14 protein-coding genes are annotated in these 23373 nt (G+C 65.1%); 5 read left to right on the top strand and 9 right to left on the bottom strand.

Features of this window, described 5'->3' with window-relative positions:
• The first annotated feature begins 31 nt into the window (after positions 1-31).
• Positions 32-967 carry a GlxA family transcriptional regulator gene (locus tag RHPLAN_RS35185; RefSeq protein ID WP_068028801.1) on the top strand — a complete coding sequence of 312 codons (936 nt, stop codon included), beginning with the start codon at positions 32-34 and terminating at the stop codon, positions 965-967.
• Positions 968-970: 3 nt separating this feature from the next.
• On the opposite strand, the gene RHPLAN_RS35180 is transcribed toward RHPLAN_RS35185, so the two are convergent.
• Together RHPLAN_RS35180 and RHPLAN_RS35175 are read right to left on the bottom strand one after the other, a co-directional pair.
• Positions 971-1618, bottom strand: a complete 648-nt coding sequence (locus RHPLAN_RS35180) for a glutathione S-transferase family protein (RefSeq protein ID WP_068028797.1) — start codon at positions 1616-1618, stop codon at positions 971-973.
• Between the two features lie 57 nt (positions 1619-1675).
• The gene (locus RHPLAN_RS35175) at positions 1676-3163 is read right to left on the bottom strand and encodes a flagellin N-terminal helical domain-containing protein (RefSeq protein WP_068028796.1); all 1488 of its coding nucleotides are present in this window, start codon (positions 3161-3163) and stop codon (positions 1676-1678) included.
• Positions 3164-3467: 304 nt separating this feature from the next.
• Here RHPLAN_RS35175 and RHPLAN_RS35170 point away from each other — a divergent pair, with 304 nt between their 5' ends.
• From RHPLAN_RS35170 to oxlT, 3 genes are all read left to right on the top strand, one after another.
• Positions 3468-3923, top strand: a complete 456-nt coding sequence (locus RHPLAN_RS35170) for a cache domain-containing protein (RefSeq protein WP_068028793.1) — start codon at positions 3468-3470, stop codon at positions 3921-3923.
• Between the two features lie 66 nt (positions 3924-3989).
• Complete coding sequence (locus tag RHPLAN_RS35165; RefSeq protein WP_068028789.1) at positions 3990-6092, top strand: methyl-accepting chemotaxis protein; 2103 nt, start codon at positions 3990-3992, stop codon at positions 6090-6092.
• A 345-nt stretch (positions 6093-6437) separates the two neighbouring features.
• Positions 6438-7706, top strand: a complete 1269-nt coding sequence (gene oxlT / locus RHPLAN_RS35160) for an oxalate/formate MFS antiporter (RefSeq protein WP_068028785.1) — start codon at positions 6438-6440, stop codon at positions 7704-7706.
• Positions 7707-7983: 277 nt separating this feature from the next.
• Here the strand turns inward: oxlT and RHPLAN_RS35155 are convergent, their stop codons facing one another.
• A complete protein-coding gene (locus tag RHPLAN_RS35155; RefSeq protein WP_068028782.1) occupies positions 7984-8961 on the bottom strand; it encodes a Bug family tripartite tricarboxylate transporter substrate binding protein in 978 nt (325 codons plus the stop codon).
• Positions 8962-9206: 245 nt separating this feature from the next.
• On the opposite strand from RHPLAN_RS35155, the gene RHPLAN_RS35150 reads away from it, so the two are divergent.
• Entirely contained in the window at positions 9207-11738 is a 2532-nt protein-coding gene (locus tag RHPLAN_RS35150; protein ID WP_068028779.1) for a tetratricopeptide repeat protein, read from the top strand.
• Positions 11739-11764: 26 nt separating this feature from the next.
• Here RHPLAN_RS35150 and RHPLAN_RS35145 read toward each other — a convergent pair whose 3' ends face one another.
• The 6 genes from RHPLAN_RS35145 to RHPLAN_RS35120 form a co-directional block, all read right to left on the bottom strand.
• Positions 11765-17569: a beta strand repeat-containing protein gene (locus RHPLAN_RS35145; RefSeq protein WP_068028776.1), complete on the bottom strand. Its 5805-nt coding sequence runs from the start codon at positions 17567-17569 to the stop codon at positions 11765-11767.
• Positions 17570-17850: 281 nt separating this feature from the next.
• Positions 17851-18834 carry a Bug family tripartite tricarboxylate transporter substrate binding protein gene (locus RHPLAN_RS35140; RefSeq protein WP_068028773.1) on the bottom strand — a complete coding sequence of 328 codons (984 nt, stop codon included), beginning with the start codon at positions 18832-18834 and terminating at the stop codon, positions 17851-17853.
• A 68-nt stretch (positions 18835-18902) separates the two neighbouring features.
• On the bottom strand, positions 18903-20039 hold the full coding sequence (locus RHPLAN_RS35135) for an LLM class flavin-dependent oxidoreductase (RefSeq protein ID WP_198164631.1): 1137 nt from the start codon (positions 20037-20039) through the stop codon (positions 18903-18905).
• Positions 20040-20172: 133 nt separating this feature from the next.
• Entirely contained in the window at positions 20173-21465 is a 1293-nt protein-coding gene (locus RHPLAN_RS35130; RefSeq protein WP_068028770.1) for a DUF2939 domain-containing protein, read from the bottom strand.
• 120 nt (positions 21466-21585) lie between these two features.
• Positions 21586-22554: a Bug family tripartite tricarboxylate transporter substrate binding protein gene (locus RHPLAN_RS35125; protein WP_198164630.1), complete on the bottom strand. Its 969-nt coding sequence runs from the start codon at positions 22552-22554 to the stop codon at positions 21586-21588.
• Positions 22555-22665: 111 nt separating this feature from the next.
• A complete protein-coding gene (locus RHPLAN_RS35120) occupies positions 22666-23364 on the bottom strand; it encodes a molybdate ABC transporter substrate-binding protein (RefSeq protein ID WP_198164629.1) in 699 nt (232 codons plus the stop codon).
• Positions 23365-23373 lie beyond the last annotated feature (9 nt).

The following is a 23373-nucleotide window of genomic DNA, read 5'->3' as shown; positions in this document are numbered from 1 at the left end:
CTTGCAGCCACGCTGAGGGACGAGGACGGCGATGCACCGGATCGCCTTTGTGGTGTTTCCAAATTTCCAGGTGATGGGGTTTGCCGCGATCACGGTGTTCGAGGTCGCCAATCGCGTGCTGGCCGACATCGCCTATGACGTGACGTTGCTGTCGGAGACCGGCGGGCTCGTTCGCTCGACGGCTGGATTTGGTGTCGAGACCGCGCCGTTTGGCGAGCGGGTGTTCGACACCGTGTTGATCGGTGCCGGCACCGCCGTGGAGCCGGCGACGCCCGGGATGCTGGCGTTTGTCCGCGAGGCTTCGCAGACCTCGCAGCGGATCGCGGCGCATTGCATCGGCGCTTTCGTTCTGGCGGAGGCCGGTCTGCTCGACGGCCGCAAAGCCACCACCCATTGGATGCACGCGCGCGATCTGCAGGCGCGTTTTCCCGACGTGAGGGTCGAGGAAGACCGCATCGTCATCGCCGAAGGTCCGGTCTGGACCTCGGCCGGCATGACGGCGAGCATCGATCTCGCGCTCGCTCTGGTCGAGCAGGATCATGGTGTCGAGATAGCGCGTTCGGTGGCGCGCAAGCTCGTGGTCTGTCATCGCAGGGCGGGCGGGCAGTCGCAGTTCTCGGCGCTGCTCGAGCTTGCGCCGAAGTCGGACCGCATCCAGAAGGCGCTCAACTACGCCAGGACCAATTTGCGGAGCAGTCTCTCGGTGGTCGAACTCGCCGATGTCGCAAGCCTGAGCCCGCGCCATTTCAGCCGCGCCTTCTATGCCGAGACCGGCCAGACGCCAGCCAAGGCGGTCGAACATCTACGCGTCGAGGCCGCGCGGTTGATGATGGAGGACGGCCGTCACTCCATGGATGTGATCGCAGACGAAACCGGCTTCGCCGATCGGGAGCGGATGCGCCGCGCGTTTCTGCGCACGGTCGGTCAGCCGCCGCAGACCGTCCGGCGCAACGCCAGGATGATTTGACGATCAGGATGGCTTGCCGGTGTTGACCGCCAGTTGCGCGGCGAAAGCCCGTTGGTAGGCCGGCCGCGCCTCGCCGCGAGCGAGATAGGCCGCCAGGTTCGGATATTCGTCCAGAAGGCCCGACGATCTCAGCCTGAGCAGCACCGACACCATCATCAGGTCGCCTGCGCTGAACGCACCGTCGAGCCAGTCGGCATCGCCCAGGCGGACGGAAAGTTGCTTCAGCCGGTCGCGAACGCGATCCATCACGAGAGGCAGGCGCTCCTTGTTCCAAGGCTTATCGCTCTCAAAGATCCTGGCTGTTGCGAGCTCAAGGATCGGCGGCTCCACGGTGTTGACCGCAGCGAACATCCAAGCGATCGCCCGCGCCCGGGCACCGGCATCGTCCGGCAGCAAGCCCGCATGGCGCTCGGCGATATGGAAGACGATCGCTCCTGTCTCGAACAGGGCAAGATCGCCTTCCTCGTAGGTCGGAATCTGCCCGAACGGATGAAGCGCCAGATGCGCGGGCTCCTTCATCGCGCGGAACGACACGAGGCGAACCTCGTAGGGCTGGCCCACTTCCTCGAGCGCCCAGCGAACGCGCGTGTCACGCGCCAGGCCCCGGCCGCCATCGGGTGATCGTTCAAAGGCGGTGATGGTGATGGTCATCGCGGCGCTCCTCCGGAGGCCATCGACCGCGAGGCCGGCAATCTGTCAAGGCGCCTCTTATTGAAACAGCCGCAGCACCGCTTGCGCGCCTTGCGATGACAGTGACAGCGCGGTCATCGACAGAGCCTGCCGGGTCTGCAGCGCCAGCAGGCTCGCGCTGTTCTGGTTGGTGTCGGCGAGCACAAGGTCGTCGGCGCCGGTCTGCAGTGTCTGCACCATGGCGGTGGTGAAGTCGTGGCGGGTCTGCAAGGTCGTGAGCCCTGCGCCGAAGCGCTGGGCTTCGCTCCGCAGCGTGGCCATCGCGGCGTCGAGTTTCTCACTGATGATATCGATCGCGGAGTTCGACTGGAAATCGTCGCCGGCCAGAGCTGCGAGCCCGAGGCCCGCCGAGTCGAGCGTGCTGCCCGAAATGGTCAGCGTGCTGTTGCCATTTTCGTTGAAGATCGTGGTGAGATTGTCGCCCTTCAGAAGATTGTTGCCGTGATATGACGAATCGCCCGCGAGCGAGTCGATCTGTTGCAGCAGGATGTTGTACTGGCTCTGCAACGCCGCGCGGGTTGCGTCCGGCGAGGTCGAGTTGACCTGGCCGTATTGGTTGACCGGCGTCATGCCGAAGGCCGCAAGCGCGGAGCCGCCGGTGACCAGCGAATTGCCGGTGCCGGACGAGCCTGCGACCGTCAGCGCAAGCGCGCCGCCGCTGTTCGATGCCAAGATCCCGGAGCTCGAAAGTGCGGACTGGAGTTCGGCGAGCGTGGACACCTGGCCCGCGCCGGTGCCGAAGTGCACGGTGGTGGTGCCGCCTCCGTTGGCCTGCTCGGAGAGGGAGGTGCCCGACAAACCCGAAACGGCCTGCAGAAGATTGGTCGACGTTCCGGTAGCGCCCGCGATACCGAGCGCAGTTGCCGCCGACGACGTGAGCACCTGGAAGCTCGTGTCGGTGCTGTTGGCGGTGAGCTGCAGGAACTTGCCGGTGCCGTCGAGGGAGGCGGTGACGGCGCCGTGCGAGCCCAGGCCCGCCGTGTTGTTGATCTCGGAGATGATCGTGTTGATGCCTTGCGGCGTCGGCGACGATGGGTTGTGCACCGTGTAGGTCGTGCCGCCGACCTGAATTTGCAGTCCCTCGACGTTGGCGGTGAATCCGCCGGAGGTGTCGACCGTGCCTGTGACGATGCCTTGGGCTTCGCCGGCGATGCTGGCGCTGCCAGTCACCACGATCGGGTTGTAGGTGGTCTGCGGCAGCGGGGCGATACGGGCCTGCTGGACGATCGATTTCGCGGTCTGCACGATCTTCGTCAGCGCGGTGATGCCGTTCGTGACGGTTCTCACCGTCTGCTGCGCCTGGGTGATGTTGTCGAGGAGCGCGCTGAGGTCTGAGGCGCGGGCGTCCAGCGACAGCGAGGTGAAGTAGCTGCGCGGGTTGTCCATCGCCGAGTTGACGCGCTTGCCGGTCGCAAGCCGGGCCTGGATCGCGCTGGTGAGCGCTGCCGTGCCCTGCAGCGAAAGAAGTGTCGACCTCACCCCGGCCGACAGAATGACGTCAGACATCGAACGCCCCCGCGGAAACGGTGCTTAAGGGGTGCGCTTCAAGGGCCGGTGAATCATGGGCGGCACCTGCCGCTATGGTTGCCGATCTGTTGCCGCCGTTGCCGCCGCGACAAATCGCCGATTCCCGGTATCCCGATGGGGATTTTACCGTCTGTTAACCAGCCCCGCCGATCATGACGATGCAATGACCGGTCGCTCCCGGCGCAGCTCCGCTGCCGCCGGTTGTCCGCAAGCCGCCAATGCCTTGCGCTCTCCTCGACCGACGAATCCGTAAGCAATCGTAGGAATGCAAATGGGAGGCCCCATGAAAGTCGCGCAATGTTTCGCCGTCGCCGTGCTTGCCACGTTCGCCAACGTCGCGGTTGCCGGAGAGTTCGCAACCAAGGACGAGGCGATGGCGATGGTGAAAAAGGCCGTCGGCTTCATCAAGGATCAAGGCGCCGACAAGGCCTATGCGGAGTTCAACAACAAGTCGGGCCAGTTCGTGAATCACGATCTCTACGTCGTGGTCTACGGCCTCGACGGCAAGGTGCTGGCGCACGGCGCCAACGGCAAGCTGATCGGCAAGGACATGCTCGACGCGCAGGACGTCGATGGCAAGTTCTTCGTCAAGGAGCGCGTCGAGATGGCGAAGGCGCAACCGACGTTCTGGCAGGACTACAAGTTCGCCAATCCGGTTTCGAAAAAGGTCGAGCCGAAACAAATGTACTGCGAGCGGTTGGCTGAAACCGCGGTGTGCGCCGGCGTCTACAAGCTCTGACATGCCGAAAGGTTGTCCGGCCTAGCGACCGGTCTGCGCGTTTCACCCGATTTCGGAAGGCCGGTCATGATGCTCAGGTGGCTCTCCAATCTGCGGATTCGCTGGAAGATCCTGATCGCGCCGGCGTTCCTCGCGCTGGCGCTGCTCAGCCTCGGGCTCTACGCGCTGCACATCCAGAAGGCCAATCAGGCGGTGGTCGATGAGGTGACCACCGGCGTGGCCCAGCAGGCGGAGCTTGCCAACGCGTTCGAGACCGCGATCTGGAAGGCCAACACCTTCCTCTATCGGCTGTCTGCGACGGCTGCCAACGAGTCCGACGCCAAGAAGATCGAAGCGCTGGGCAAGGAGACCGCCGTCGCGCTCTCGGGTATCACCGAGAAGCTCGACGCGCTCAAGGCCACGGCCGGGCCGGAGGAAAAGATCGACGCGCTCGTCGTCAAGATGGCGCCGCTCGTCGCCAATTATCTGAAGCAGGCCAAGACCGTCATCGAGATGTCGGACGGCGAGGCCGCGGCTTCGATGATGTTCATGACCAACGCGCAGCGAAGCTTCACCGCGCTGGTCCAGCTCACCGACGACATCACCGAGATCAGCACCGAGACCCGCGACAACAAGCTGGCGCGCGCCAACGCCTGGGTCGAGCAGCAGCAGAAGCTCCTTCTCGCCATCGCCGTGATCGCGACCATCATCGGCTGTCTCGCCTCGCTCGTCGTCAGCGCCTGGATCGCGCGGCCGATTCGTGCGCTGACCGTGGGCATGCGCGAGCTTGCCGACGGCAACTTCGACGTGGTGCTGCCGGGGCTGGGCCGCAAGGACGAGATCGGCGACATCGCGGGCGCAGTCGAAACCTTCAAGGTCAAGTCCGCCGAGAAGGCGCGGCTCGAGGCCGAGGCCAGGACCGAGCTCGATCGCAAGGCCCAGGCCGAGCGTGACGCCGTGACGGCACGGGTCATGAGCGAGCTCGAGGCCGCGGTCGGCGGCATCGTGCAGGCCGCCGTCACGGGCGATTTCTCCAAGCGGGTGTCGCTGGACGGCAAGGAGGGCGTGATCCGCAGCCTCGCCGAGCAGCTGAACGAGATGTGCGCCAATGTCGGCCGGGTGTTCGAGGACGTCGAGACGATGCTCGGCGCGCTCGCGCAGGGCGATCTGCGGGCGCGCATCGCCGCCGAATATCAGGGCGCCTTCGCCAACCTGAAGGATAACGCCAACACGACGGCCGCGCGGCTGTCCGAAACCATAGCGGTGATCAGCGCCGCTTCGAACGAAGTGGCCAGCGCTTCGGGCGAGATCGCGACCGCGACCTCGGACCTGTCGCAGCGCACGGAGGAACAGGCCGCGAGCCTCGAAGAGACATCGGCTTCGATGGAGCAGATTTCGGCCGCAGTGAAAAAGAACGCCGAAAACGCGCTGCAGGCCAATCATGTTGCGGTGGACACCAGCGCGGTGGCAAGCCGCAGCGGCGCGGTTGTCGCCCAGGCGGTCGAGGCGATGTCTCGGATCGAAGCATCGTCGCGTAAGATCGCCGATATCATCGGCGTCATCGACGAGATCGCGCGGCAGACCAATCTGTTGGCGCTCAATGCCGCCGTCGAGGCGGCGCGTGCCGGCGATGCCGGCCGCGGCTTCGCGGTGGTGGCGTCCGAGGTGCGCAGTCTTGCGCAGCGCTCCGCGCAGGCGGCGAAAGACATCAAGGATCTGATCCTGAACTCCGGCAGCCAGGTTCAGGAGGGCGTGGATCTGGTCAATCGGGCCGGTCAGTCGCTCGGCGAGATCGTCGCCTCGATCAAGAATCTCTCCACCATCGTCTCGGAGATCGCGCAGGCCAGCTCGGAGCAGTCCGACGGCATCGATCAGGTCAACAAGGCGCTGTCGCAGATGGATCAGGTGACGCAGCAGAACTCGGCGCTGGTCGAGGAGAACGCCGCCACCGCGAAGACGCTGGAGCACCAGGCCGCCGCCATGAGCGACCGTGTCGGGACCTTCAAGCTCGACAGTGCCGCTCCGGCGGAGATGCCAGCCGCTGTCGCGGCGCGGTCCGCACTGACGCCGAACCGCAACGGCGGTTCGCTGGTCCATCGATCAGGTAAAGCCGCACACGGCCCGGTCGGGCGCATGCAAGCCAGTGTCGCCACGGCCCTGAAGGCCGAGCAGGAGTGGCAAGAGTTCTAGCGGCCGATTTCAGCCTCATCGAAACGGACCTTTCGCTCCGGCTTTGCTGATTGCTATTCGCGGATGGGTCGGCCGCTCCGCGAACGGCCAAAAGTTGCCCTCATACTTTTGGATGACGGGCAACCATTCGCGTCGCATTCTCGCGAGGCAAGCCGGTCATCGCGGTACGCGATGAAGGTCTGTTGCGACGCACACTTTCTCGTGTTCGAAATTTTGCAACGCAGCAGCTTTTTTCTGATGACAAGCGGTTCTTTATCCGTCTTCCTCTGCCGTAACTGGCCGCCTGGGTAAGCCAGATACGACAAAACGCGCAGCCAACGATCTGCGCGATTCGGGGAGTCTGTGATGTCGTTTGTGCTGCAGTCTGACGCCACGTCCGCCGTTGCTTCAAAGAACACGCGTTGGGTTCAATTGACGCTTGGCATCATCTGCATGGTGATGATCGCCAACCTGCAATACGGATGGACGCTGTTCGTCAATCCGATCGATCAGAAATACCACTGGGGTCGCGCAGCGATCCAGGTCGCGTTCACGATCTTCGTCGTCACCGAAACCTGGCTGGTGCCGATCGAAGGCTGGCTGATCGACCGTTACGGCCCGAAATTCATGGTTTGCGTGTCCGGCATCTTGATCGCCGTCGCCTGGGTGATCAATTCGGTGGCCGACACGCTGATGCTGCTTTATCTCGGCGCCGCCATCGGCGGCGTCGGCGCCGGTATCATCTACGGCGCGGCGGTCGGCAACGCCCTGAAGTGGTTTCCGGATCGCCGCGGCCTCGCGGCCGGTCTGACGGCTGCGGGATTTGGCGCAGGCTCTGCACTGACCGTCGTTCCGATCGCCAACATGATCGCGTCGAGCGGCTACCAGTCCGCCTTCCTCTGGTTCGGCCTGGGCCAGGGAATTGTCGTCGCCATCGTCGCACTGTTCCTTCGCGCACCTCCCGCCGGTCCGGCCCAGGATACCGGCGCGATCCAGCAAACCCGCCGTGACCATGGGCCGGCCGAGGTGCTCAAGAGCGTGCCGTTCTGGGTGATGTACGTGATGTTCGTCATGGTCGGCACCGGCGGGCTCATGGCGACGGCGCAGCTCGCGCCGATCGCCAAGGACTTCAAGGTCGACGGCATCCCGGTCTCGATCCTCGGCTTGACCTTGCCAGCGCTGCAGTTCGCGTTGTCGATCGATCGCGTGCTCAACGGCGTCACGCGGCCGTTGTTTGGCTGGATCTCCGACAATATCGGGCGCGAGAACACGATGTTCATCGCGTTCCTGCTCGAAGGAATCGGAATCTACGCGCTGCTCATGTATGCGCATGATCCGTTCATGTTCGTGATCCTGTCGGGCCTCGTGTTCTTCGCCTGGGGCGAGATCTACTCGCTGTTCCCGGCCACCTGCACCGACCTGTTTGGCCGCAAATACGCGACGGCCAACTACGGGATGCTCTACACCGCGAAGGGAACGGCGGCACTGCTGGTGCCGTTCGGAAACGTGCTCACGTCCGCGACGGGAAACTGGACTGCCGTGTTCATCATTGCAGCGGCGCTCAATATCATCGCTGCGGTCATGGCGCTCGTTGTGCTCAAACCGATGCGGGCGCGAGCCGTCGCTCAGGGGTAAGCCACGCGACGACCGGGTTCGCCGGCTTCAAGGGATTTGGGAATGCAAAACGTCCCAAAACATGAAGCATGTGACGGCACGAACGTTGGCTTCGGCGTGATCGCGTGCGTCTGGGCGCCGCTCTATCTTGTGGCCGTGATCTCCTCCATCTCGGTCAGTGGCCCGAGCGTGCGATCGCGGCATCTAGCCTTCAGCCGGGGACTCCTGGCTGAGCGTCAGCTGGCGGTCGATATTTCGAGCGTCTCGAAATGGCGGCGCTGCGGTCCGGCGAGACGGATCACTGCGGCTCGATGTTCAGCTCCTGAGCCAGCGCTCGCCACTTTTCCTGCTCCCGGGCGATGAACTCGCCGGTCGACTGAGGTGTGCCGGCGCCGCTCGTGGCAAGGCCGAAACCCGCGAGACGTTGTTTGATGGCATCGCCTTTGAGGAACTCGCCGACTTCGCGATTCATCCGTTGAACGATATCGGCTGGCAGGCCAGCGGGTCCCACCAGCACGAACCAGCCGTCCATTGTGACACCCGGCACGGTCTCGTTGATGGCCGGAAGCTCCGGCAGCGGCGGAAAGCGCTGCGATGAACTGATCGCCAGCCGCCGGATCTTGCCGGCCTGCACCATGCCGTTCGACGCCGCCATGGAACTCATCAGCACCGGAACCACGCCTGAGGCGACGTCCTGGACCATTTGCGAGGCCGAGCGATAGGGCACCTCGACCAGGCCCAGTGCCGCGCGCTTGTTGAACAGCCGCGCGATGATCGGCGCCGCACCGGCCGTCACGTCGACCGCGTAGGACAGCTTGCCCGGATTGGCCTTGGCATAGGCGATCAGTTCGGGCAGCGACTTCACCGGCACCTCGGCGTTCACCGAAAGGATCTGCGGGCCGAAGTCGACGATCATGGCCACAGGGGTGAAGTCGCGCGCCGGATTGTATGGGAGTGATTGGAAGCTCACCGGATTGGTTGCAAGCCCCGAGGTGTTCGTGAACAGAAACGTGTAGCCGTCGGGTGCCGAGCGTGCCGCGTTCTGGTGAGCGATGAGTCCCGAGGCGCCGGCCTGGTTTTCGACCACGACCGGCTGGCCCAGCCCGTGCTGGACACTGTCGGCCATCAGGCGCGCCATCACGTCGGTCGCGGCGCCTGCTCCGGTCGGCACGATGACTTTGATCGGGCGGCTCGGCCAGCTTTGGGCGTGGGCGTCGTGCCCCGCGAAGGACAGACAGGCCAACGCGGCGAACGCCGCGCCAATCACCAATTTCATGGGCTCTCCCTGGATTTTTTTCTTTCGAGCGCGCGAACGAGAGACGCTCGTGGGGAGAACTTACGGGAGTCCGCTTCGGACCGGAAGCGGACATCACAGCGCGGCCGGCGACAGACCCGGAGCGAACTTGGGTCCCCTGCAACCTCTTCCAGTGGGCAGGAACCAACGATTACAATCCACCCGTTGGGAATAGTCGCTTTTGATTGCCTGCAAGCCCTGGTCGGCCCATTTCACCCAGGCCAAAAATGGTCAAATCCGTTTCGGACGACGATGCACGTCTGTTCGCCGATGCGCTGTCGCTCCATCAGCGAGGCGAGTTGCGCGAGGCCGACGCCGGCTACGCCAAGGTGCTCGCGTTGAACCCACGCCACGTCGAAGCCCTGCACCATCGCGGCATTGTTGCCATCACGCTCGGCAGTCTCGATGCGGCCGTCGACCTGATTGGGCGGGCGATCGTGCTCGATGGTTCGATTCCCGAGTGCCACTATCACATCGGCATTGCGTTCGGCGCGTTGCGGCGATTCGATGAAGCGTTGAAACACAATCGCCGTGCGATCGAGTTGCGCCCCGGCTACGCCGCGGCTTACATGAACCTCGCCAACGCGCTCAAAGCCCAGCAGCGGCCGACGGAGGCGCTGGCAAACTACCGGTCCGCGCTCGCGCTTCAGCCGCGCTCTTGCGAGAGCCATTACAACATCGCCAATCTGGTTGCGGAGATGGGCCGGCATGACGAAGCGGCCGGCCACTACAGGCTGGCGCTGGGGCTGAATCCGGACCACGCCCCGACGCACAACAATCTCGGCACGGCGCTCAAAGCTTTGGGCCAGCGCGAGGACGCGATACGCCACTTCGAGCGTGCGGCCACGCTCGATCCTGCGCTGATCGAAGCCGCGGTCAATGCCGGCGATGCGTTGCGGGACGTGGGACGGCCCGCGGAGGCGATTCGATGGTATCGGCACGCGATCGGACGCCATCCCAACGCGCTCGTGGCGCATCAGGGCCTCGCCGCTGCACTGAAGGTCGAAGGTGACGTGAGCGGAGCGGCGTTCCACCAAGAGCAGGCACAACGTTTGAAGCGCGAATTTCGCGGCGCCTGCATCGCGCAGGCCCGAGCGCTGTTCGGCGGCGACCTTGGTGGCGCGCTCACTTTGCTGAAACGTGCGAACGATACGGCGGAAGACGCCGAGACACGAGCGCTGCTGTTCGGCTGCCTCGCAGACCAACGGTCTTTGCCCTACGCACACGCATATGGCGCCGAGCTTGCCCGCGCGCTGATCGAGCCGTGGGGCGACCCGCGGGACATTTTGAATGTCAGCATCGCGGTTCTGCGCCGCGATCCGACGGTGAGCCGGTGCGTCCCATGCACGACGGGCGCGATCGATATCGCCGATCTGGCGGAGATTGCGCGAAATCGGCTGTTCCTCGCCCTGCTGGTCTCGGAGCCGCTGAGCTGGATCGATGGCGACGGTTTGTTGCGGGCCATGCGAGCCACGTTGCTCGATTTCGCGATGCAGGCCATGCCGGGCACCAGCGAGGACGGCGATCTCCTTGCGTTGCACTGCGCGCTGGCGCGGCAATGCTTCCTCAACGACTATGTCTTGAGCTCGGATGCGGCCGAACGGCAGAAGGCTGTTTCGTTGCGCGACCGTCTCGCTGCAGCCGCGGCGACAGGTGCAGCCATGTCGGCGTGGTGGATCGCCGCGATCGGCTCATACATGCCGCTGCACGCGCTGCCGGCCGAGACGTTGGACAGGCTGCTGGCAACGCCATGGCCCGATCCGGTCGCACCGCTGTTGGCGCTGCAAATCACGGAGCCGAGGCACCAGGCCCGGATCGGAGAATCCATTCCAAGCCTGACAGCTGTCGAAGATCGCACCTCCCGGCTGGTGCAGCAGCAGTACGAGCAAAGCCCTTATCCAAGGTGGCGGGCCATTCGCGCCATGACGGCGCCGGTGCCGTTCGGCTCGTATCTCCGCAGCCGTTTCCCGCTCGCGAACGTCGATCCCGGTGATGCCGGATCGATGCTCGATTACCTGATTGCCGGGTGCGGCACTGGCCGCCACGTCGCCGCCGTCGCGCAGACATTCAGCGGACTGCGCCTGACGGCCATCGATTTGAGCCGCACCAGCCTGGGCTACGCCAAGACCATGACCGATGCGATGGGGCTGAGCGGCATCGCCTACGGCCAGGCCGATATCCTCAAGATCGGCTCGATCGGCCGCAGCTTCGATGTGATCGACAGTTGTGGCGTGCTGCACCACATGGCCGAGCCCTGGGCCGGCTGGTGCGCGCTGCTCTCGGTGCTGCGGCCGCACGGCTGCATGCGGGTCGCGCTCTACAGCGCGCTGGGCGGCAGTCCCGTCACGGCAGCGCAACGCTTGATCGGTGAGCGCGGCTACGGCCGCGATGACGATGATATGCGCCGCGCGCGGCTCGACATCCTTGCGCTTCCAGATGGTCACCCGGCCAAGGCCGTCGCCCACATGGTGGACTTCTACAGCCTAAGCGAATGCCGCGACCTGCTGTTCCACGTGCAGGAGCACAAATACGGATTGCCGGAGATCGCCGGCTTTCTGGCCGAGCACGATCTCGAAATGATCGGGTTCGAAGTCGAAGCCACGGCATTGCAGCGGTACGGCCAGACGTTCCCGGCTGACGCGGGCAAGACCGATCTCGCGAACTGGCATTCGCTCGAGCAGCAGGACCCGGACCTGTTCAAGTCGATGTATCAGTTCTGGGTGCGGCGGCGGCCGACACGAGGTCAGCCGCCCGGGTGATATCGGTTCGCGTTCCGATATCCGCCCTATGCCACAACGTCGGCCAGCGCGTGGAGCTGGTCGATGGACATGTTGCCGATCTGGGTCTGCGTGAAGGCGTTGGCCTGATCGGTGGTCAGGGCATAAATGTCGTCCGTGCTGATGCCCGCGATGGCATCGGCGCTGAGCGACGGGATGCCGGTCGTCGCGGTGAGCGCCGAGAAGTAGGTCGTGGTCAGCCCGGCGATCTGGTCGGAGGTCAGCCCGCCCACCTGATCCGTGGTGAAGTTTCCGATCTCGGTCGTGCTGAGCACCTGAAGCTGATCCGCCGACAGCGCCGGAATCTGATCCGAGGTCAGCGTGCCGACCTGAGTGTCGGTCAGGTTCGCGAACGTCGTGGTCGTCAGCCAGGTGAGCTGGTCGCCGCTGAACTTGCTGAGATCGAGCGCGTCGAGCAGGTCAGTGCCGACCGTGTTGAGCTGATCGGCCGTCAGGCCCTGCACCTGGTCGGTGGTGAGCGCACTGACCTGGTCGAGCGAGAACAGTCCGAGCTCCGCAAGCGACATCCCGCCGAACTGTGTGCCGGTCAGCGAATTGGCTTGCGTGGTGGTGAAGGACTGGATCTCGGACGAGGTCAGCGTGCCGATCTGATCGATCGAAAGACCGGTGATCTGATCCGCGGTGAGCGCGCCGACCTGGGCTTCGGTCAACTGGCCGAATGCCGTGCTGGTGAGGCCGTCGATCTGCGTTGCGGTGGCGTCGGCCACGTCCAAGGCGTTGAGCGCATCGGCCGACAGCGCATTGAGCTGGGTCGTGGTCAGGCTCTGGAGCTGGTCGGTGCTGAGCGCGCCGATCTGGTCGCTGGAGAACAGCCCCAGCGCCGTCGTGGTCAGGTTGCCGAGCTGCGTCGCGGTCAGCGCGTTGGCCTGCGTCGTGGTGAAGGACTGCACCTCGGTCGATGTCAGGACCCCGATCTGATCGGTCGAGAGGTTCGAGATCTGCGCTGCGGAGAGCGCGCCGACCTGGATGTCGCTCAACTGACCGAACGCGGTCGTGGTGAGCCCCGCGATCTGGGTCGTGGTGGCCTTGCTCACGTCGACGGCGTCGAGCTCGTCGATCGACAGCCCGTTGAGCTGGGTGGTGCTCAGGCTGCGCAGCTGGGTGGTGGTGAGCGCGCCGATCTGGTCGCTCGAGAACAGGCCGAGCGCCGTGGTGGTGAGGTTGCCGAGCTGCGCCGCGGTCAGGGCGCCGGTCTGGGTCGTGGTGAAGCCTTGGACTTCGGTCGAAGTGAGCACGCCGATCTGGCTGGTCGTCAGCACGGCGATCTGCGTGGCGGCCAGCGCGCCGGTCTGGATGTCGCTCAATTGAGCGAACGCGGTCGTGGTGAGACCCGCGATCTGCGCCGTGGTGGCCTTGGTCACATCAACGGCGTCGAGCGCATCGGTCGAGAGCGCGTTGAGCTGCGTGGTGCTCAGGCCTCGGAGCTGAGCAGTGGTCAGCGCGCCGATCTGGTCGCTCGAGAACAGGCCGAGCGCCGTGGTGGTCAGCTTGCCGAGCTGCGTCGGCGTCAGCGCGCCGGTTTGCGTGGCGGTGAAGGATTGCACCTCGGTCGAGGTCAGCACCCCGATCTGGCTGGTCGACAGGCTCGCGATCTGCGCCGCGGAGAATGCACCGACCTGGATGTCGCTCAACTGGCTGAACGTGGTGGTGGTCAGGCCTGCGATCTGTGCCGTGGTGGCCTTGCTCAAGTCCACCGCATCGAGGTCGTCGACCGATAGCCCGTTGAGCTGTGTCGTGCTCAGGCCCTGGACCTGACCGGTGGTCAGAGCGCCGAACTGGTCGCTGGAGAACAGCCCGAGCGCAGTCGTGGTCAGGTTGCCAAGCTGCACGGCACTCAGCGCATTGGCCTGCGTGGTGGTGAAGTTCTGGACTTCGGTTGAGCTGAGCGCGCCGATCTGCACGGCGGCGAGCTGGCCGACCTGGGTCGAGGTCAGCGAGGCGACCTGGGCCTCGCTCAGGTTGCCGATGCTGGTCGTGTTCAGGCCGTTGAGCTGGCCGTATTGCAGCTTGCTGACATCGACCGCGTCGAGCAGGTCGGGGCTGATGCCGTTGAGCTGCGTGGTGGTCAGGCCTCTCACCTGGGTGGTGGTCAGCGCGCCGATCTGGTCGCTCGAGAACAGCTCCACCGCCGTGGTGGTCAGGCCGCCGAGCTGCTGCGTCGTCAGCGCATTGAGCTGCGCGGTGTTCAGCGACTGGACGTTGTCGGACGACAGCGCGCCGATCTGACTGGTTGAAAGCAGCGAGACCTGGACCGTGTTCAGCGCGCCGATCTGGACGGCTGTGACCTCGTCCATGGCGGTCGTGCTCAAGCCGCGGACCTGATACCAGCCGAGCTTGGAGAAATCGAGCGCCTGGAACGTGTCGACGTCGAGCCCATTGATCTGCGTGGTGGTCAGACCCTGCAGCTGCGTGGTGGTGAGCGCATAGATCTGATCGCTGGAGAACAGCCCAAGCGCCGTGGTCGTGAGGCCGGCGAATTGCGTTGGCTTCAGCGCGTTCATCTGCGTGGTGGTGAAGCCCTGCACCTCGGTCGAGCTCAGCACGCCGATCTGGCCGGCCGAGAGGCTCGCGACCTGCGCGGTGGAGAAGGCGCCGACCTGCGCCTCGCTCAACAGGCTGATCGAGGTGGTGCTGAGGCCCGCGACCTGCGCAGTGGTGGCTTTGGTCACGTCCACGGCATCGAGCGAGTCGACCGACAGCGAATTGAGCTCCGCGGTGGTCAGGCTGCGCAATTGCGTCGTGCTCAGCGCGCCGATCTGGGTGCTCGAGAAATTGTTGAGCGTGGTGGTCGTCAGCCTGCTGAGCTGCGACGTCGTCAGCGCATCGGCCTGCGTGGTGGCGAAGGCCTGGATCTCCGTCGAGGTCAGGGTGCCGATCTGACTGGTCGTGAGGATCGCGACCTGCGCGGTCGAGAATGCGCCGACCTGCGCGTCCGTCAATTCGCCGATCGAGGTCGTGGTGAGGCCTGCGATCTGCGCCGCAGTGGCCTTGGTTACGTCGACAGCGTCGAGAGAGTCGATGGACAGCGAGTTGAGCCCGGTGGTGGTGAGGCCCTGCACCTGGGTGGTCGTGAACGCGCCGATCTGGGTGCTGGAGAACAGCCCCAGCGCCGTCGTGCTCAACCCGGAAATCTGCGTCGCGCTTAGCGCGTTGGCCTGCGTGGTGGTGAGGGCCTGCACCTCCGTCGAGCTCAGCGCGCCGATCTGGACGGCGCTGAGCTGACGCACCTGGGTCGAAGTCAGCGAGCCAACCTGGGTGTCGGTCAGGTTGCCGATGCTGGTGGTGTTCAAGCCGGTCAGCTGGCCCAGTGAAAGCTTTGTCAGATCGACAGCGTCGAGGATGGAGGGGTCGACGTTGTTGAGCTGTGTGGTGGTGAGCGCGTTGACCTGTGTGGTGCCGAGCGCGCTGATTTGCGTCGTCGAGAAGTTGCCGAGCGCCGTGGTGGTGATGCGGCCGAGCTGCGTGGTGGTCAGCGCATTGGCCTGCGTGGTGGTGAAGTTCTGCACCTCGGTCGAGGTCAGCGCGCCGACCTGCTGGGTGGTGAGCGTGCTGACCTGAGTCGAGGTCAGGCCCGCGACCTGGGTTTCGGTCAGGTTGCCGATGCTGGTGGTGTTCAGCCCGGTGAGCTGGGCGAACGTCAGCTTGGAGAGATCGACGGCGTCGAGCGCGTCGGCGCTGATGTTGTTGAGCTGTGAGGTGGTCAGCGCCCGCGCCTGCGTGGTGCTCAGCGCGCCGATCTGAGTGGTCGAGAAGTTGCTCAGCGCCGAGGTGGTGAGACCGCCGAGCTGCCGCGCCGTGAGCCCCGAGAATTGCGTAGTGGTGAAAGCCTGAACTTCGGTCGATGTCAGCGCGCCGAACTGCGCGCTGTTCAGAAGGCCGACCTGGGTCGAGGTCAGCGTGCCGACCTGGGTCTCGGTCAGATTGCCGATCGTGGTGGTGGAAAGACCGCCCAACTGCGCGGCGGAAAGCTTGGTCAGATCGACGGCGTCGAGCGTATCGACCGAGCCTGCGTTGAGCTGCGCGGCGGTCAGGCCTTGGACCTGCGCGGTGCTGAGTGCGCCGATCTGGGTGGTCGAGAAGTTGCCAAGCGCCGTCGTGGTGAGGCCGCCAAGCTGCCGCCCGGACAACGCGTTGGCCTGCGTGGTGGTGAAGGCCTGGATCTCGGTCGAGCTCAGCGCGCCGATCTGGGTGGTCGAGAGCAGACTGATATCGGTGGAGTTCAAGGCGCCGACCTGAGAATCGGTCAAGGCGCTGATCGCGGTGCTGTTCAGGCTCCGCACCTGGGTGGTGCTGAGCTTGGTCACGTCCACGACGTCAAGCGCATCGGTCGAGAGCGCGTTGAGTTGCGTGGTGGTAAGGCCCTGGAGCTGCGCGGTGCTGAGCGCGCCGATTTGAGTGGTCGAGAAATTGCTGAGCGCCGTGGTGGTGAGGCTGCGGAGCTGCGCGGCAGTCAGCGCATTGGCTTGCGTGGTGGCGAAGGCCTGGATCTCGGTCGAGGTCAGAACCCCGATCTGGGACGAGTTCAACAGCGAAGCCTGGGTGGAGGTGATGCTGCCGACCTGGGCCCCGGTCAGTTGGGCGACGGTCGTGGTGCTCAGGCCCCGGATCTGGGTGGTGCTGAGCTTGGTCACGTCCACGACGTCGAGCGCGTCGGTCGAGAGCGAATTCAGCTGGGTGGTGGTCAGGCCCTGGATCTGCGCGGTGCTGAACGCGCCGATCTGCGTGGTCGAGAAGTCGCTGAGCGCGGTGGTGGTGAGACCCGCGATCTGCCGTCCTGACAGTGCACTGGCCTGCGTCGTGGAGAAGGCCTGGACCTCGGTCGAGCTCAGCGCGTCGATCTGGGTGGCGGCGAGCAGGCTGACCTCGGTGGAGGTCAGAGCGCCGACCTGGCCTTCGGTGAGATTGCTGATCGTGGTGCTGCTCAGGCCCCGGACCTGAGTGGTCGACAGCTTGGTGAAGTCCAGCGCGTCGAGCCCATCGACCGAGAGCGTGTTGAGCTGGGTCGCGGTCAGGCCTTGGGCCTGCGTGGTGGTGAGCGCACCGATTTGGGTGGTCGAGAAATTGCCGAGCGCCGTGGTGGTGAGCGCGCCAAGCTGGCGCGACGACAGCGCGTTGGCCTGGGTGGTGGTGAAGCCCTGGATTTCGGTCGAGCTGAGAGCGCCGAGCTGATAGGCGTTGAGCTGGGCCGCCTGGGTCGAAGTGAGGTTCGAGACTTGTGTGGTGCTCAGCTGGCTGATGGCCGTGCTGCTGAGGCTCCGGACTTGGGTGATCGACAGCTTGCTGAGATCGACGGCGTCGAGCCAATCGCTCGACACGGCATTGAGCTGCGCGGCGGTCAAGCCCTGGACCTGGGTCGTGGTGAATGCGCTGACCTGGGTGGTCGAGAAGCTGGCGAGCGCGGTCGTGGTGAGGGCGGCGAACTGGCCTGCCGTCAGCGCATTGGCCTGGGTGGTGGTGAAGGCCTGCACCTCGGTCGAGGTCAGCGCGCCGATCTCGGACGTCGTCAGGGCCGAGACCTGCGTTCCGGTCAGGCCGGCGATCTGGGTGTCGAGAAAGTTCTGAAACTGCAGGGTGAGCAGGTGGGACAGGACGGTCGGCGCAAGCGCTGCGACCTGCGTCGTCGCCAGAAACTGGAGGTCAGTGGTTCCGAGCGCGTTGATCTGCGCGGCGGTCAGCGCCGCGGCCTGCGACGTGCTGAGCTGCGCGATGTCCGTGGTCTGGAGGCCGGCGATGGCGGTGGTGTTGAGGCCCGCGATCTGTCGCGGGGTTAGTGAAGAGATCGTAAACGACATGTGCCAATCCGAGCTGACTCGATTTCATTCGAGTCCAGGGGCCAAAGCTGCGTGCATTTGCGGATGTTCTGTCGCGAGTCACGCAACGCCACATTCGCGTTGAGAGGTTAAGTTGCCACCACCAGCCGCACGGTCGACGCCGACGAAATCCCGCTTTGGATAAAGAGGGGTTTATGCGGTTCGCCGCATATTGACGGTATGGTGTTAAGGCCGCGTTAACCACGTCGGCCGCGGTTTACCTCCGGCACGAACGCCGCGGGTCTTTGAGCGTGCCGCCCAACTCACTGCACGGTGATGTGCTTTTCCCGGATCACCCGGCCCCAGAGCTCGGTCTCTTCGACGAAGAATTTTGCCGCGTCGGCCGGCGTGCCGGGCATCGGTTCAAGAGACAACTTTTGCAGCCGCTCTTTGGTCTCTGGGCGGGCCAGGCTCTCGTTGATGTCCTGATTGATCTTTTTCGCGAGTTCGGCCGGCATGCCGGGCGGCCCCGCCATGGCGAACCAGGTCACCGAGCGGAATCCCGGCAGCGTCTCGGCCACCGGCGGCGCCTCTGGCACCATCTCCGAGCGTTCGGTGCTGCCGACCGCGATGATCCGGACGTTACCGGCGCGATGCTGCGGCACCGACGTGGTCACGGTGTCGAAGAAGAAATCGATCTGGCCGGCCATCACGGCATTGAGCGCGGGCACCGCGCCGCGATAGGGCACGTGAACCATCTCGGTGCCGGCGAGCAGGTCGATCAGGTTCGCCGACAGATGGCTGGTCGAGCCCGCGCCCTGCGAACCGAATGTCACCTTGCCGGGGTTGGCTTTGGCGTAGTCGATCAGCTCCTTGACGTTCGCGGCCGGTAGATCCTTGCGCACCGCGAGCGCATTGGGCACGCGAACCAGGAGCGCGATCGGCGTGAACTGCGATGGCTCGAACGGCAGATCGCGATACAGCAGCTTCATGATGGTGAGCGGCGATGGCGGACACAGGAACAGCGTGTAGCCATCGGGCGCCGCGCGAAACACCTGCGTCGAGCCGATCGACATGCCGCCGCCGGGGACGTTCTCGACGATCACCGGCTTGCCCCATTTCCGGCTGAGCTGATCGGCAATCAGCCGCGCCAGGATGTCGGTGGTCGAGCCGGCCGCGTTGGGCAGCACGATTTTGACGAGCCGCGACGGATAGGCGTCCTGTGTCGCGCCCGGCACCACGCTCAGCACGACGAACAGCGCAGCCAGCAGAACGTTTGAGAGCCATCGACGCACTGTGGGGCGCATGGCTCGATTCCTCAGGTCCTTTCGTTTGAGCATGATCTTCTCCGAAAACCGGTGCCCACTTTTCGGGATCATGCTCTTCGGATGCCGAGGCGCGCGAGGCGCGGCAGCACCTCGTCGCAGAAGTACGGCACCTCGTTGAGGTAGTTGATGAACGACACGGCGATGCCGCGCAGGCCGGCGCGGCTGATGTTGGCGAGCTCTTCGGCGACGCGATCCGGCGTGCCGACGAACGGATAGCCGCCGATCGCCTTGGTCGCGTAATACTGCTGCTGCTGCGCGTAGACCTCGGGCGTGACGGTCTGCCGCGTGACATTCTTCAGCGCCATCATCTGCTCGATCGCGCCCCAGTCGGCGTTGTCGACCTGAGCGTGACGGTAATAGTCGTCGGCTTCCTTTTGCGTCGGCCGGCAGACCACCTGACCGACCGTATAGACGTCGATCTCGCGGCCGATCGCCTGTGCGGCGCCCTTGATCTCGCCGACCTTCTTGGCGTTGGCCTCGATCGAGTGGCGCGAGTCCACCGTGGCGGTGAAGAACGCGTCGCAGTTTTTCAACGCGAAGGACTGCCCGATGCCGGAGCGGCCGGCATTCATGATGATCGGCCGGGTGTCGCCGAACGGTTTGGGAAAGGCGCGCACGCCCTTGAGCTTGAGATATTGCCCGGCGAAGTCGAACTCGTCGTGGTCGGTCCAGGCGCGCTTGATGACGTCGAGCCATTCCTGCGCATAGTCGTAACGGGCGTCATGCTCGCGCTGGCTGACGCCGAACATGTCGAACTCGCCTTCGTTCCAGCCGACCACGAGGTTGATGCCGAAGCGGCCTTCGCCGATATGATCGACCGTGACGAACTCTTTCGCCGCGATGATCGGATTGAACAGCGGCGCGTGTACGGTGCCGAACACCGTGATGTGCTTTGTTGCCGCAAGAAGGCCTGCGGCCCAGGTGACGGTTTCCAGCGTCGAGCCGTGGAAGTTGGTGTCGCCGCCGTAGCCCTTCCAGCGACCGATCGGCAGCATGAAATCGATGCCGGCCTCGTCCGCCATTTTGGCGAGCTTCAAACAATCGGGCCAGCTCGCCGACCAGCGCTCGGGCACCTTGGTGGCCGAGCGGCCGGACGAGCAGTTGGCGCCGAACAAGCCGATTTTGAACGCGTTGGCGTTGTACATCGCCGCGCGCTGCTGCATCGATGCGGTGTGAGCCAGCACAGACGTTTCCTCACGCTTTGTTGTTGAGGAAGCGTAGGCGCAAATGCTGGCGCAGGTCGAGCCCGATTGTTCGAGCGGACGGATGTCGAATTCGGCGGTGCGGAACGCCAAATTCGTGAGGCGCGATGTGTTTCTATCGTCTCTGGCCGCGGGCTTCCGGCGCGGGCGCTGGCGTCGATGCGGCCGCCGGCGCCGGGGGCGTCCACTGGGCCACCGTGTCGTTGATGATCTTGCTGCCGGTTTCGCCCTTCTCGATCGAGAGCACGGCGCGTTGACCGGCACCGTAGACGAACGGAATGCCGATCCACGGCCGGTCCTTCAGAATCTGCATGTTCTGCTGGACGTCGAGATCGATGGCCGACAGCCCCATCAGGAAGATGTCCTTGCTGACCTTCACGCGGGTGCCGGCGAGCTGCTGTCCCGATGCCTCCTCGTTCGGCTTCATCATGATGCCGGCCACGTCGAGCACACCCTGCGTCGGTGAATTCGCCGGAATATCGAATTTGACGTCGATGGTGTGGCTCGCCGGCAGCGCGCGATCGGCGTTGCGCCGCATGGTCAGCGTTACCGACATCGGCCGGTCCGGAATGGCGACCTGACAGATGATCGCCGCGTCGGCCGGGTTTCCGGTTTTGCTCGGTTCGGCGCGCCAGACCACCCAGCCCTGATAGCTTTTGCCGTTCGGGTCGGTCGGATCCTCTTCATAGAGCATCACCCGTTGCGCATCGGGCGGCGGGGGTGTCTTTGCCGCTGTTTGCACGGGAGCCGGCGCGGAGGCACTCGGCGCAGCCGGCGCCGATGGTTGTGCCGCCGGCGCGACGGGCGCGGGCGGCGTGTTGCCAAAGGCATCTCCCGGCAGGAACACGCGCGTCAGCCGCCAGTCGCCAGTCCAGCGGAACAGCAGCACCAGCGGCCGCTTGGCGCTGTCGCTGTCGGGTTTGAGATCGACACGGAACGCGAACGGGCCGCCGGTGAAGAACGCGTAGCGGATGCGCAGCAGATCGAAGCCGCGGCCGGGCCGCGGATCCATTTCCCAGCCGCGCTCGTTCAGTCGCGCCGAGCGAACCAGCGCCACGATGGCGCGCTGCGTGATCAGGGGATCGACGGTTGAGTCCGCGGCCATCTCGCCCGAACTGGGGGAGCCAAGCATGACGCGCAGGTCGTCGCGCAGCCCTTCGCGCACCCGGCTCCAGTCGACCCGGCGCTCGAGTCCGATCGCGTCTTCGGTATCGAGCGAGGATGAGAGGTCATAGACCGCGTAGCCTGCCCAGCCACACCAGAGCACCACCAACAGAAAGAGCCAGCCGATCCGGCGCAGCCACCGGCGCGGCTTTTTTGCCGGCACCGGGATGGCAGGCGGCGGCCGTGGCGGCTCGGCTCGCCGCTCCGGTGTGCGCCGGCCTGGCACCGGACGGGGCTCGATCATGATTTCCGGCGACGGCACGGGTCAGCATGCTCCGCGGCGAGGGCTAAGCTTGGCCGCGGATAATGCGATAACAATGTGGCGATGCCAAATCGTAATGGTGCCGCTGCACCACAACGCGGCTTACTGTCCCATGGTAATGCCGAGTTCGTGCACCGCGCGGCCGAAGACGTCGCGCTCGTGGGTGAGGAAGGCCTTCACGTCCTGGTTCTCGCTCGGTTCGACGCCCTGGGCGGCCAGCGCCTCGCGGACCTTCGAATCGGCCAGCGCCTTCAAGACTTCGGTGCGAAGCAGCGCCACGATCTCGGCGGGCGTGCCTTTGGGTGCAAGCATCACGGTCCAGCTCGCAAGATCGAACTCCGGTACGCCGGCCTCCTTGAAGGTCGGCACGTCCGGCAATGCCGCCGAGCGCTTGTCGCCGGTCACCGCCAGCGGCTTGACGTAGCCGGAGGCGATGGCGGCTTTCCCGACCGCGACGCCGCCGTAGAACATATCGAGATGACCGCCGATCACGTCGTTCACGCCCTGGGCGCCGCCGCGATAGGGCACATGCGTGACGTTGAGGCCGCGGATCTTGTTCATCCACGCCCCCATGATGTGCGGTGGGCTGCCGACGCTGCCGCCGTAGGTGTACTTGCCGGGGTTGGCGCGGACCTCGGCGATGAGCTCCTGCAGCGTGTTGGCCTGGATGTTCTTCGACACCATCAGCACCACCGGCACGAGGCCGGTGACGGCGATCGGCTCGAAGTCGTCGATCGCCGAATACGCCGCGGTCTTGGAGATCTGCGGCAACACCACGGTTTCCGAAGTGTACCCGACGTAGAGCGTGTAGCCGTCCGGCTTGGCGCGCATTGCGTTCATGATGCCGATGGTGCCGCTCGCACCCGGCCGGTTGATGATGACGAAGGACTGGCCCAGCGCCTCGCTCAGCTTCTGCGCCACGGCGCGGGCGACGAAATCGGTCGAGCCGCCGGCACCATAGGAGACGACGATCTCGACGCTTCGCTCGGGATAGTGCTCGGCGGCAGCCGGCGTTGAGACGAGCGTGGCGGCCAGCGCCAAGCCATAGAGCCATTGCACGACGCGTTGCATGTGCGTCTCCATCCATCGCGCCCGTTCTGGTATCGGCGCGTTGATGGAAAGCTTGGCACTGCCACCGCGCGATGCCAAGGCGCAGAAAGTCTCAGTCGCTATGAAAGGGCGTCAGACCGGTGTGAGCCCGTGCGACGGCATTGCGGCGCGGACGTGCGGAGCGAGCAACAGCTTGATCAGTGCCGCACCTTCGTCGGGCGCTGCTGCCGATCGGGTCACGCCCGCCGTGAACACCGTGGTCTTGTTGAGCTCGTCCGGCAGGGGACCGACCACATCGACGCCCGGCACCAGCATGTGTTCGCACAACTGCTGGATCGCGATCTCGGCTTCGCCGCGCGCCACGAATTCGGCGACCGGGCCGCCGTCGCCGAGCTTCGCCTTGGCTTTGACGGCGTCGGCGATGCCGAAGCGCTCGAGCAGTTGCACGAAATGCACGCCGCTTGCGGCCCCGGTCGACGGATCGGTGTAGGCGACGGACTTGGCCGCGATCAGGGCGGTGCGGACGTCATCGGGAGTCGCGATCTTGGGTCTCGGCGCGCCGGTGCGCACCGCGACGCCCACGACGGATGTCGCGATGTTGCGCTCGGAGCCGGCCATCGCGAGGCCTTCATCGATCAGGAGCTTCATCGTCTCCGGCGTGACGACCACCACGTCGGCGGTGGCGCCAGTGCGGATGCGTTTCACCACCGTGCCGGCCGGCGCATAGACCGGCGCGAAGACAAATCCGGTCGACTGCCGGAACTCGGGCTCGAAGCGCTCCAGCAGGCCTTTGAAAGCGACCGACGCCATCACGTTGAGATTGCCGGCCATGATGATCCC

The organism is Rhodoplanes sp. Z2-YC6860 (assembly GCF_001579845.1).
In the GTDB taxonomy this organism is placed as follows: domain Bacteria; phylum Pseudomonadota; class Alphaproteobacteria; order Rhizobiales; family Xanthobacteraceae; genus Z2-YC6860.
This window is presented reverse-complemented; position numbering and strand designations above follow the sequence as displayed.